Below are 11,823 nucleotides of genomic sequence, written 5' to 3' on the forward strand. Positions count from 1 at the left end.
GCCTAAATTGATTTAACAATATTAGGATTCCGAACGAATATAGTGTTATTAATTGGTTTAACACTTACTTATTCGCACTATTATGATTATGAAGAAATCATAATTACTATATTTTATTTCTTCTTAATTTAAAAACAATTAATCAGATTGTTTAGTGATATTAACTAACGATATCATTTAATGCCTGAAATAAATTCAAAGGATATTCGGCAATTCTGTTGCACAAGTATAAATACCATTCTTTTCCGTATACAAAGTACAATTTTGTTGGATAACCTTGTTCTTTTAGTTTTATCAACTGTTCAGTCTGAATTCCGTACAAACTTTCAAATTCATATAAATCCTTATTGGTTTTATAATTCTGAAGCATCGAAACAACCTCTTTCTGAATTAAGTCATGGTGCGTAGCAATAGAGCATCTGTGATTTCTGGACAGTAGTTGGTCTATATAATATAAATATCTTTCGTCAAGCTCTTTGCCTCTTGGAATTGAAAGATGTTTTGGAGTTTCAAATGCCCCTTTTACAATTCTGATTCTTCCATTTTCCTGAATTAAATCCTCAAAATCATCTTTTGATCTGTGTAAGTAAGCCTGAAGCGTAATAGATACATTTTTATATGTTTTAGAAGCCGTTTTGTATATGTCAATAATGGCATCTGTAATTTCAACATTTTCAGCACTAATTGTTACCTCAATATTATTTTTCTCAGCTTCCTGACATATTGAAGCTAAATTATTCAAACATAAATCCCTCGATATAGATAAACCAATATGTGATAGATCAAGAGAAAAAGTGGAATTTAGTTTTTGAGAAGTGATTTCCTGTGCTATTCTGATAAATTCATTTGCAGCTTCAACAGCTTCGCTTTCAGTCAGCACATTTTCACCCATGAATTCAATTGAAGTTTTTAGTCCTTGCTTGTTTTGGTCTTTAACTTTAGTAATTGTTTCTTCAAGCGTTTCACCCCCAATATATCTGTCTGCGGCTTTTTTGATTGTTTTAAAAAGAATTTCATTTGAAAGAATGTATTGTTTTGCCAGTTCATTCATAGCCGCTTTTCTTAAAGCGTTAGCACCAATAAGTAGTAAATCTTTTTCCATGTTTTATTTATTATTTAAAATGAAAACAGTTAAAATAGTAAGAGGTTTTAGCAAAATGCAAATCAGAGTTCATTTGACAATGTTTGGATGTATTTTAAGATTTCGCTTTCGTTTCTTCTGTAATAAGTCCATTTTCCGTGTCGGGTAGCAATTAAAAGATCTACTTTTTGCATCATATTTAAATAATGCGAAACAGTCGATTGCGACAAACCCGATTTATCCTGAATATGACATACACAGACTCCGTCACTAAAATCCGGAACGTAGATTTGTTTCGGAAAGTTATCTTCCGGTTTTTTGAGCCAGTTGAGTATATCTATTCGTATCTGATTTGATAAAACCTTGTTTATTTCTACAATATCCATTTTACAAATATACAATTACATATCGAGATATATAGATATGTTTTAGCATTTTTTTTAAATTCATTTCATCAAAATAAAAATAAATGGCTGAAGGTTTTTAAATGAAAGTTACTATTTTTTCAAATCTTCCATGATTACTAACTGACACATCTTTAGTTATTTTAGCATAATCACTTAAATAAGGAATTCCATACTCATCTTTAAAAATTCCGGTCTTTTCAATTTCAACTACACTGTTTAAATCACTTAAATTATTAACCGCTATAGTATGTATGCTATCATCTAAAATAGTGGTTTTGGTATAATAAATATTTTCGCCACAAATTACCTCACCTGTAATATAGCTGTTACTTGAAACAATTTTACAAATGAGTTTTTTGGGAATGTATTCTCTTTGTTTTGTCTGTCGGTTGTAGATTTTATAGGCTGATTCTTTCATGCTCCAGAACAACCATACCAAAACTTCAGGATTCGAACTCTGTTTTATAAAAAGCTGTTCTTCAACAGTGAACAGTTTTTCCAGAAAACCTTTACGCCGCCAATTACTTTCCTGACGTGATTGTAATATATCTACCACGTCATTTCCGATCATTTTTCAGCAAGTTTGGTTTCTATTATTTCGACTGCTGTTTTCACATCCAGCATTCTTTCCATATCCGTATTATCAATGACTATATCAAAATTCTCTTCGATATCCAGTACTATATCCACAAGATTAGCAGAATTGATTTCAAGATCCTTTATAAAATCGGTATTCTCGGTAAGATTATCATGTGCTTCAGTATTTGACGTATAAGGCTTGATAATGACTTTTAATTTTGCAATAAGTTCTTCTTTATTCATATTAATTTTTATATTTTTTAAATAATACACAGGCATTTACATCACCAAAACCAAAGCTGGCTTTAGCAATAATATTCAAATCGGTATTGAATGTTTTAAAAAGCACTTTTGAAGAATCAATAAGTGTCGTAATTTCCGGATGAAGATCTTCGCAGTTTGTATTTCCAAATAAAAAGCCTTCATAAAGCTGTAATACTGCTGCCACACTTTCAATACTTCCGGCAGCACTAAGGCAATGACCAGTCATGCTTTTTAACGAATTTATATATGGAAAATTATTTCCGTTTCTGTTTAATGCTTTTGTCCAGTTTTCTATCTCAAGACTGTCTTTTGTTGTAGCGGTTAGGTGACCGTTTACAGCATCAATTTCTTCTGATGAAATCCCGGAATTCTTTATTGCATCCGTAATACATCGCTGTACTGCAGTGCTGTTAGGGGCAGTCATACTTCCGGTTCCGCGTTGACCTCCGGAGTTTACATTTCCGCCTAAAATTTCGGCATAAATATTCGCGCCACGTTCTAAAGCAGTATCCAGATCTTCAATAAGTAAAGCTCCGGCACCGCTTCCTGGAACGAATCCGGCAGCAGTTGCACTCATAGGGCGGGAACCAAGTTCAGGATTATCATTGTATTTTGAACTACATACCCGAAGCGCATCAAACCCTGCCCAAATATACGGACCGCTATCTCCTGTGCTTCCTGCTAATATACGTTTTGCCTGTCCTGATTTTATTCGGTCATAAGCCATAATAATAGCTTCAGTTCCAGTTGAACAGGCTGATGAATTTGTCGTCACCTGATTCCCTAAACCGAGTTTACCTCCAAGATAAGCACTTATACCGCTGTTCATAGTCTGAGCAACAACAGTACTTCCTAATTTACGGGTTTGCAATTCGTCTATTTTATAAATGCTTTCGCGAAATTTATCAATTCCGGAAGTTCCGGATCCAAAAACAGTTCCGCTGTCCCAATCCGGTTCGTCATTAATTTCTACTGGTAATCCCGCATTTTTCCATGCTTCCATACCTGCAATAACGCCATATAAAATACCGGTACTATTAAACCCGCGCAGTTCAAGATCGGTAAAATATTGTGATTTGAGTTCATCAGTAATTTCAGGTTTACCTGCAATCTGACAGGAAAATTGAAGTTCCTGCAATTGCGCATCGTGCCTTATTCCTGAAATACCATTTTTTATGGCATTTGTAAACGCAGGAATTCCAACCCCGTTAGGAGCGGCTACACCAAGACCTGTTATTACAACCCGTTTACTCATAATTTTGTGGTTATCATTCCTGCTAAAATCCCTTTACAAACTTCCAGTCCGGCTTCATTTTTCATTACCGCTTCACATTTTAATTTTCCAAACCTGAAAAATGTTTTTTGGGCCGTTACCGTAATTTTTTCATTAGGATAAACCGCTTTTAAAAACTGCATATCCGCAGAGGTAAAAGCTATAACTGTTTCTTTTTTAAAGGCATCACCTAATAGATAGATTCCAAGACAAACCATACCTATCTGAGCCATGGTTTCGGTTAAAATTACACCTGGCGTTACAGGGTTTCCTTTAAAGTGACCTTTATAAAAATTAAGGTCTTCTTTAAAAGTATAAGTTCCTGAAATACTGTTTTCATCTACATGAAGCAGTTCATCTACAAACAAAAAAGGTTCGGTATAAGGTAATTTTTCTATAATTTCGTTCAGGTTCATATTTTTGTTTTTATCTAATTTACCATTGAAGCAATACCCTTTGTGCTGAAAATCCCGGTCCAAAGCTAAGCATGAGTCCTTTTTCTCCCGACTTTGGATTGCTGTCCATAATTCTTTCTAAAACATAAAGTACGGTAGCGCTGGACATATTTCCGTATTGTTTCAAAACTTCTTTTGTATCATTAATATTTTTATCCAAATCTGCAAAAAGAGATTCGACTGTCGTAACAATCTTTTTGCCTCCCGGATGAAATATCATATGATCAATATCTTTTATTTCTAAATTATTTTTTTTCAGAAACGGATGAATAATATCGCCAAAATTAGAAGCAATCGTATCCGGAACTTCAATATCCAATACCATTTGCAAACCACCGTTGGTGAGCTTAAAACCCATCATGTGTTCCGCATCATAAAAATGATACATTTGCTCATCGAGTATTTCTGGGCCATTATCTTCTTTGCACGATGATAAAAGACAGCACGCAGCTCCATCCCCAAAAATAGCAGCACTCACAATATTAGGCATCGAAAAATCATCAAGCTGAAAAGTTGCTGTAGGCGATTCTACCGCTATGACCACAGCACGTTTTCCCGGATTTGCCTTCAGAAAGTTTTTAGCATATATAATACCTGAAATTCCTGCAGCACAGCCCATTTCTGTAACAGGTAAACGTACAATATCCTGTCTGAGATTCATTTTATTGATCAGATAAGCATCTAAAGACGGAATCATAATACCGGTACAGCTTACCGTAATTATATAGTCAATACTTTGCGGATCCCAGTTTGCCTTTGCGAGCGCTTTTTCTAAAACTTTTTCGCCCAATACGATCATTTCACGACTGTAAATATCATTTTTATCCTCAAATGAGGTTGCAGTAAAAACTTCAAGTGGTTCCATAATTGAATAGCGTTTGTTTACGGCTGCGCCTTCAAATATTTTTTTTACTTTTTTTATAAAACGTTCATCCTGACCATTCAGCCAGCCATCCAAAAGTGGAAGTATCTCTTCTGTAGTTCTTGAATATTGCGGGAGTTGCTTGGCAACGGTTATTATTTTAACACTCATATTTTTTTAATTATCCATTGGTAACGGAAAGCCCATTTCCAATTTATCGTATAGTTTTTTAAATTCAGCTTTTTGGAGAATTCCTCCAGCTCATTTTTTCTAAATCCTCTTAAAATCGACACCAAACCATCTTCACGGGACATTTTGCTCAGATTAAAAAGGATACAAATCAATTTGAAAAGTCTGTAAGCCAATTTACTGCGATGCAGATCATTAATAACAATACCAATGCTTGCGTTTCTATTAAAGATAGTAATTATATTTAATATTTGTTCATTCGTAAAATGGTGCAGAGTAAGGGTACAAAGCATAATATCATAGTTAATCCTTGAAAATTCTTCACTGAAAATATCCATGCACAAATACTCAATATTGGAGTAATCGTTTGATAATGTTTTGGCATAATTTACAGTAAAAGCATTGGCATCTATGCCTATTAGTTTAAAATTCAGGTTGTTTTTTAATCCATAATCAGCAAGCATACGCAATATATCTCCATTGCCGCAGCCTACATCAGCAATCACTATTATTTTAGAAGTATTTACTTTTCCTAACACTTCTTTTATTCCCTGAAGTGTTACCTTGTTACCTCCCAGTAACTGATTAATACGGGCAATCTGATCAAGAGCAGCACGAAGTTCTCTTCCCTGAAGAGAAAAATCATCCATTATCTCTGCTTCTTCTGTTCTGTATTTTGTATTTATTGCCATTTAACTGTTATTGGTTTTCCGTGTGTCTGTTTGATTATTTGGGACAACAATGCTGGCATAGAAGCAACAACTGACACAAATATATTTGTTATTGTTTTATTGGTTAAGGCACGTGCCAAAAGTCTGCCCATTATTATTCTTTTGCCAAAATGTTTCTTCCATTGAATTGTATATTGTTTTTCTAACAAGCTTCTTGTGATTATAGTTCCCGAATAATATTCGAGTACTAATTCTGATGCTATTTTTGCGCTGTGAATTGCCATCGCCATACCATTACCACACATTGGATGGATCAGACCGGCAGTGTCGCCAATCATTAATATATGATTTTCTACAGGCAATTTTTTTTCGAAAGAGATTTGACTGATCGTAAGCGGCTTATCAAATAAGAGTGTACTGTTTTCAAAAACAGATTTAAGCTGTTTATTTTTATAAAGTACATTTTTTTGATACTCTTCTATATTTTTGTATTTTTTGAAAGTAGCATAATCCGCCAGATAGCAGATATTTATAATGTCATTTTCTACTTTCGAAATACCACAATAACCTCCCTTAAAATTATGAAGTGCTACCTGGTCATTAGGAACATTACCCGAATAGTGTGCTTTAACAGCCAGCCAGGGTGATTTTTTGGTTATAAAATCACGTGCTAAAAACTGATCGATATTAGATCGTTTTCCAAAGGCCCCTAATACCAATTTTGAATGTATTATTTGATTTGGTGTTGAAACTGAAAATTCATCATTTTTAAAAGAAATATCAGTAACCGTTTCTTTTAGAACAATGCAGCCATTTGACAATGCCTTTTCATATAAGATATTATCCAGCCTATATCTGCTAATGCCAAAGCCACCCAGAGGAAGTTTTGTTCTGGCAATTTTGCCGTTTTGAGTTGTAAATTTAAAAGTGGATATCTGTACGGAATTTGATTTTAAAATATCTAAATCAAGCCAAACAAGATAGGGCAGGACTTCATTAGAAATATATTCTCCACAAACTTTATGGCGCGGATATTCTGATTTTTCAATCAGGATTACTTTTAATCCTTTTTTGGAAAGATGTATTGCTGCTGTCAAACCTGCAAGACCGCCGCCAATAATTATTACATCTTTTTTTGTTTCCATATTCTAATTTACCAAAAAAAGCCCATATAAACTAAGAACTTTTGAATCATAAAAATCGCGATTAATAAAAAAACGTCTCAAAACATTGTTTTTGAGACGTTTTAATGCTTTATTTTTTTTCTTCATTATTCAGTTTATCATCAAACTCAGGCTCTTTGCCTTTGAATTTATGAGTATCAACATCATAATTTTCATCGTTTGTTAAAACTTCATCATGATCTTTGTACTGATGTTTTCTGGTATCAACCCGATCCCGATTACCAGAACCATCATTTTTAGTACTTTTCGGATTTTGATTATTTGTGTTCATATCTCGTGAATTTTAAATTTAATTAAAATTACCTGAAATCAGATATTTACACTTATATAATCATTTTAAAAAGTTACAAAATACCTCGTCAAAATCTTATTGGAATAATGTATTAGGCATAGGTTCGACTTTTTAATTGCTGAATAATTTCTATATATCTATTTTCAAAAATGGACTGATCAATTGGCACTACAACAGATTCAAATAATTTCATTAAATCATCCGAATGACTTGCTGCTTTTTTTGTCTGAACATTATATGGAATAAATTTTATCCATAAAATGGCTTTTAATTCTGTTTCATTTTCATTCCACATTTTCATTTCAACCAGAAGAAGATTTTCTGAATATTGAATCAGCTGAGATTCTATTGAGACTGTTTCCATCGTAAATGCCGGTCTAACATAACTGATCTGATTGGATGCTACCACCCAGCTAAGTCCTGTTGTTCTCATATACTCAAATATATCAAGATCATAATGTTCTGCTATTTGATCTTCTCTGACATTAATAAAGTATTCCAGATATTTTGAATTGTTTAAATGATTAAAAGGATCACAATCCTGAAACCTGACTTTTCTTTTTGTTTTTAATATTTTGGTCATTTTTAAAATAAATTACACAGATACCAATCGGTATTTGCAGGGTTAAAAAATTTTTATTGTTTCTTGATGCTTTGTATGAATGTGTTATCGATATAATCCATAGCATTTATTATATAGGTCTGATCATCATGAATAAATGCGAGAAGCGAACTGCCTTCAATTAAGGATAAAACAACTTTGGCAAATTCAGCAGGTTCTGTATCTTCCTTTATTTCATTATTCGCAATGCCCTCCTGAATGATATTTATCAGGCCATTAGTAAATCTTTGAGATAATTTTTGAGCTTCTTCAAATAATAGGGGATTGATAAACTTTGTGTCAACACCTACCCGCAGCAAAGGACATCCGCCTCTGTCTTTAACTAAATCATAATAGCTACGTTGATAATGGGTTATAGCCTGTAATTTATTAATACTGCCTTCCGTATTGGTTATTAGCCTAAATAATGGTTTTATTGCCAGATTTATATTTAATTGAAATGATTTTAATGCTAAATCTTCCTTATTTGAAAAATTACAATAAATTGCTCCTTTTGTGAGTCCGGTAGCATTCGTTATATCTGATAGACTAGTTCCAACATAACCCTGTTTATTAAAAATGGGTGCTACTTTTTCTAATATAAATTCAGACGTATTCATTGGTTAAATTAAAAGTTCATAACAAATATAACTATAAATACCGATCGGTATCTACAGGATAGCAATTTTTTTTAAATTTATTTTTATAATTGCAAAAAGCATTAAACGCCTCTGGGATCTCCTTTCAAATAAGTACCGCTATATTTAAAATATTCAGTAGAAGTTCTTTCACCTGCTTTACCATCAACTCTCAATATACTGCCGGCTCTGTTTAGGAGTGTTTGTAATTCTTTGGCTTCATTGGTAACAGTACCGGAGTAGTACTTTGTTTTATTTCCTAATGCAAGTATTTGCTCAACTAAATTGCCATTTGAAAGTGCTATCAGCTTTTGCTCACTCATACGCCGTAACAGTACCGCGGCACCGCATTGTTTAGAAATGGCATTGGGGTCATAACGTCCATCCTGAACATATTTGCCTTTGATGTAATGATTGGAATAACTCCATAAATACGGAGAATTAATACCTTGTCTGTAATAGCCTAATCCGTTATATAATTCCAGTTTATACAGGATTCCGGCAATGCTCCAGTCTGTCCAGGTGTTGAGTTTGTCATATACTACAGCATCTTTGGCACTTTCTTCCCATGTAAATGGCGGGTTTCCTAGCTTTGGACGTCCTGCAGGAACTTGTACTGTACGCTCTTTGAGAGAGTCGCCATTGTGTAAATGAGTATCAAATCTCAAACTGGCCTCCATATTGTGTATAATTGCAATAACATACCAGGGGATGTTTAATCGGTCACCCACAGATTCGTATCTGGCTTTATTCGAAACCATTTTTGCTGTTATTTTGTCAATTTCAGGATATTTAGCTTCTTTTATGATACAGGAAGCAAATAATTTTTCGTAGTTAGTCTTTTTGTCCGAAGGTACTGTTGCCATGGCAGTTGATTTAAATTAATATCTTTTTTTTATCGTTTGAAACAAGCAGAAGCGAAAATCAAACATGATTGAAGAAATAAAAGTAGTAGTAGGTATACTATTTTGGCTGATACAGTAGGGGGAATGAATCAAACTCTATTGAAAAATAAACAACAAAACATTGATTTTCAATATTTTAAATTTACAAATGCGAAAGAAATGAAAAAAGAGTATTTATACGTGTTTTCAAGACTGAAAGTTATTTATCAGAATCATTGTATCAAAAAGAAAGCCCTGTCAGTTTGCGACAGGGCCTTTTGTTATCTAATTTGCATAGGTTTATTTTAATCTTTAATAAACTTAAGTATTTTTATTTCTTTATTTTGAGTAAAAACCTGAATCAGATAGACTCCTTCAGCCAAAGACTGAACATTTATTTCATGATCGCCATTCAATGCTTTTTCAAGCAATTTCCTTCCATTTATGTCAAAAACAAAAATCTTATCGATTTCAGCTTCAGTACTTAAATACAAAATATCTTTTACCGGATTTGGATACAGCATTAATGCTATATCAGATTTTATATTATCATCAAGAGACAAAAGAGGATTATAAGCCTTGATAGCCAAAGGAATTGGAGATTCACAACTTCCAAGCGTTTGCGTAACATAGTATATTGTATTGTTTACAATTGGAGTAGTTAATGGCAACTCATCAACATGACTGGCTGCATTTTCTGCAGTGGCATACCATTTAATACTTTGACCATTCACAACTAATACACTCAGATTGTCTCCAGCATTAAAGCTCTGAACAAGACCCCCTGTTGGAGAATCTACTTCATTTTGGATTGTTAATGTTGCAATGTTGGAAATGGCTGTAGGAACACACGTCCCTGAGGCCACTAACCGATATTTATAATTGTTTAACAATGTTGTCGCTCCATTGATATTTAAGGTTGTTGTCGTTGCACCTGAGTACGGTTCAATATCTGATACATCGATAAAACCTGAACCCGGGTTTACCTGCCATTGATAACCTGATGCATTGCTTGCGGCAGCAGTAAAAGTGGTACTTGCTCCATTACATATTGTTTTGGATACTGGCTGAGCCGTAATTTTTGGTGTTGGATTTACAGTAATGGTAAATGTTTTTGAAGTACCTGAGCAAGTGCCACCATTAGTATATTTAGGTGTAACTGTTATAGTAGAGATAACAGGCAAATTCGTGGAATTAGTGGCTACAAAAGATGGTATATTACCTGTACCGGAAGAAGGTAGCCCAATTGATGTATTGCTATTAGTCCAGGTATAAGTGATCGGAGTGTTATAATTTAACTGTACTTTTAGTTTTTTTGGAGTGCCGTTACAAGGATCTCCAAAATTATCATTGGTAGCAGCAAGACTAAATGAATTTTTCCCTAAAGCAGCAGCTGATACTACACCAACACTATTAGAAGAATTGCAGGAACCTAAAACAAAATTGCCACAACTGCCTGTAGCATTTCCATAACTGGCAAAAGGTACACTAGTAAATACAGCACCTGGAGGTGCAGTAAGGTTTAAGGTACTACCTTCGTTAACATCCCCACATATTGTTCCTGTGAAAGCAGTACTGCTAAAATTAACTGCATTTACTGAAGCACCATTGCAAAGCGTTTGGTTATTTATACCATTAACAGTAGGTATGGGATTTACATAAACATTTTGAGTCTGTGAAGCTGTTACAGTTCCATTACTTGCTGTTACGGTATAAAGACCTGAATTAGCTGCTGAGGCATTATTTATACTGGGATTGTTAAGTGATGAAGTGAAACCGTTAGGGCCTGTCCAGTTATAGGTAACACCGCTGGTTAATCCTCCAAAATCTGAGGCCAGGTTTAGGGTGCTGCCTGTACAAGGAGTGTTTGTTGCAGTAACAAGAGGTAGAATTTCGACGACAAATATCCAATAATCACCACCATTATTTTGTAACTCGAGAGATGTAATTCCAGGTTGTGTAATGGTAATCATACCATTGCCACCAACTAAAGCTCCGTTTGATAACGCACCTTGTGTATTATAACCACAAGCGCTAAAGGATGAAATGTTTGAAGAATTCAAAGCATATGATGTTCCGTTTATTTTTATGGCGATATTGGTATTGGTGCTAAATGTCTGGCGGATTCCTCTTATTCTTATTCCCGCAACAGGAACATTAAAGCCAAAAGTAAAATAACCACCATTAGTGAAATTGTACCCCAAAACACTCGGACAGCTATGATCAATATATACCTGACCTCCATTAAGATTGTAATTGAATCCAACATTTATACCACCAACTGAATAAGTTCCCGGCGAAGAGGTATGAGTAAAGTCATAGTAAGGCTGAGCAAATGATTTGCCTCCTAAAAAGACAAAAAATAAAATTATTAAAATAGAAGTGTACTGTTTTTTCATACAAGTATTGGTCTTAGTTTTATTTGTAGGTTTAAAACTAATAA

General features: G+C 34.0%; 14 protein-coding genes. All 14 read right to left on the reverse strand.

Annotated elements, in window-relative coordinates:
• Positions 1–160 precede the first annotated feature (160 nt).
• Positions 161–1,102: a proline dehydrogenase family protein gene (locus DMB68_RS06410; protein ID WP_110345791.1), complete on the reverse strand. Its 942-nt coding sequence runs from the start codon at positions 1,100–1,102 to the stop codon at positions 161–163.
• A gap of 62 nt (positions 1,103–1,164) precedes the next feature.
• Complete coding sequence (locus tag DMB68_RS06415) at positions 1,165–1,467, reverse strand: ArsR/SmtB family transcription factor (protein ID WP_110345792.1); 303 nt, start codon at positions 1,465–1,467, stop codon at positions 1,165–1,167.
• Between the two features lie 97 nt (positions 1,468–1,564).
• A complete protein-coding gene (locus DMB68_RS06420) occupies positions 1,565–2,059 on the reverse strand; it encodes a 4'-phosphopantetheinyl transferase family protein (protein ID WP_110345793.1) in 495 nt (164 codons plus the stop codon).
• Positions 2,056–2,310, reverse strand: coding sequence for an acyl carrier protein (locus tag DMB68_RS06425; protein ID WP_110346376.1), 255 nt, complete (start codon positions 2,308–2,310; stop codon positions 2,056–2,058). The genes DMB68_RS06420 and DMB68_RS06425 overlap by 4 nt, the downstream gene beginning before the upstream one ends.
• Position 2,311: 1 nt before the next feature.
• Entirely contained in the window at positions 2,312–3,586 is a 1,275-nt protein-coding gene (locus DMB68_RS06430) for a beta-ketoacyl-[acyl-carrier-protein] synthase family protein (RefSeq protein ID WP_110345794.1), read from the reverse strand.
• A complete protein-coding gene (locus tag DMB68_RS06435) occupies positions 3,583–4,020 on the reverse strand; it encodes a 3-hydroxyacyl-ACP dehydratase FabZ family protein (protein ID WP_110345795.1) in 438 nt (145 codons plus the stop codon). Before DMB68_RS06435 ends, DMB68_RS06430 begins: the two co-directional genes overlap by 4 nt.
• A 19-nt stretch (positions 4,021–4,039) precedes the next feature.
• Positions 4,040–5,092, reverse strand: a complete 1,053-nt coding sequence (locus tag DMB68_RS06440) for a type III polyketide synthase (protein ID WP_110345796.1) — start codon at positions 5,090–5,092, stop codon at positions 4,040–4,042.
• Complete coding sequence (locus DMB68_RS06445; protein WP_110345797.1) at positions 5,089–5,802, reverse strand: methyltransferase domain-containing protein; 714 nt, start codon at positions 5,800–5,802, stop codon at positions 5,089–5,091. The genes DMB68_RS06440 and DMB68_RS06445 overlap by 4 nt, the downstream gene beginning before the upstream one ends.
• Positions 5,793–6,926 (reverse strand): NAD(P)/FAD-dependent oxidoreductase, encoded by a 1,134-nt coding sequence (locus tag DMB68_RS06450; RefSeq protein WP_110345798.1) that lies wholly within the window; start codon positions 6,924–6,926, stop codon positions 5,793–5,795. Before DMB68_RS06450 ends, DMB68_RS06445 begins: the two co-directional genes overlap by 10 nt.
• A gap of 109 nt (positions 6,927–7,035) precedes the next feature.
• Complete coding sequence (locus DMB68_RS06455) at positions 7,036–7,236, reverse strand: hypothetical protein (protein WP_110345799.1); 201 nt, start codon at positions 7,234–7,236, stop codon at positions 7,036–7,038.
• 112 nt (positions 7,237–7,348) lie between these two features.
• On the reverse strand, positions 7,349–7,840 hold the full coding sequence (locus DMB68_RS06460) for an acyl-CoA thioesterase (protein ID WP_110345800.1): 492 nt from the start codon (positions 7,838–7,840) through the stop codon (positions 7,349–7,351).
• A 53-nt stretch (positions 7,841–7,893) separates the two neighbouring features.
• Positions 7,894–8,478, reverse strand: coding sequence for a TetR/AcrR family transcriptional regulator (locus tag DMB68_RS06465; RefSeq protein WP_110345801.1), 585 nt, complete (start codon positions 8,476–8,478; stop codon positions 7,894–7,896).
• 101 nt (positions 8,479–8,579) lie between these two features.
• A complete protein-coding gene (locus tag DMB68_RS06470; protein WP_110345802.1) occupies positions 8,580–9,362 on the reverse strand; it encodes a hypothetical protein in 783 nt (260 codons plus the stop codon).
• 323 nt (positions 9,363–9,685) lie between these two features.
• Positions 9,686–11,779, reverse strand: a complete 2,094-nt coding sequence (locus tag DMB68_RS06480) for a T9SS type A sorting domain-containing protein (protein ID WP_110345804.1) — start codon at positions 11,777–11,779, stop codon at positions 9,686–9,688.
• Between the last annotated feature and the right edge of the window lie 44 nt (positions 11,780–11,823).

The sequence above is a fragment of the Flavobacterium hydrophilum genome (assembly GCF_003202405.1).
Taxonomy (GTDB): Bacteria; Bacteroidota; Bacteroidia; order Flavobacteriales; family Flavobacteriaceae; genus Flavobacterium; species Flavobacterium hydrophilum.

Coding starts and splice junctions, on each gene's coding strand:
- DMB68_RS06410 (WP_110345791.1), bottom strand. CDS start 1,102: ATGGAAAAAGATTTACTACTTATTGGTGCTAACGCTTTAAGAAAAGCG.
- DMB68_RS06415 (WP_110345792.1), bottom strand. CDS start 1,467: ATGGATATTGTAGAAATAAACAAGGTTTTATCAAATCAGATACGAATA.
- DMB68_RS06420 (WP_110345793.1), bottom strand. CDS start 2,059: ATGATCGGAAATGACGTGGTAGATATATTACAATCACGTCAGGAAAGT.
- DMB68_RS06425 (WP_110346376.1), bottom strand. CDS start 2,310: ATGAATAAAGAAGAACTTATTGCAAAATTAAAAGTCATTATCAAGCCT.
- DMB68_RS06430 (WP_110345794.1), bottom strand. CDS start 3,586: ATGAGTAAACGGGTTGTAATAACAGGTCTTGGTGTAGCCGCTCCTAAC.
- DMB68_RS06435 (WP_110345795.1), bottom strand. CDS start 4,020: ATGAACCTGAACGAAATTATAGAAAAATTACCTTATACCGAACCTTTT.
- DMB68_RS06440 (WP_110345796.1), bottom strand. CDS start 5,092: ATGAGTGTTAAAATAATAACCGTTGCCAAGCAACTCCCGCAATATTCA.
- DMB68_RS06445 (WP_110345797.1), bottom strand. CDS start 5,802: ATGGCAATAAATACAAAATACAGAACAGAAGAAGCAGAGATAATGGAT.
- DMB68_RS06450 (WP_110345798.1), bottom strand. CDS start 6,926: ATGGAAACAAAAAAAGATGTAATAATTATTGGCGGCGGTCTTGCAGGT.
- DMB68_RS06455 (WP_110345799.1), bottom strand. CDS start 7,236: ATGAACACAAATAATCAAAATCCGAAAAGTACTAAAAATGATGGTTCT.
- DMB68_RS06460 (WP_110345800.1), bottom strand. CDS start 7,840: ATGACCAAAATATTAAAAACAAAAAGAAAAGTCAGGTTTCAGGATTGT.
- DMB68_RS06465 (WP_110345801.1), bottom strand. CDS start 8,478: ATGAATACGTCTGAATTTATATTAGAAAAAGTAGCACCCATTTTTAAT.
- DMB68_RS06470 (WP_110345802.1), bottom strand. CDS start 9,362: ATGGCAACAGTACCTTCGGACAAAAAGACTAACTACGAAAAATTATTT.
- DMB68_RS06480 (WP_110345804.1), bottom strand. CDS start 11,779: ATGAAAAAACAGTACACTTCTATTTTAATAATTTTATTTTTTGTCTTT.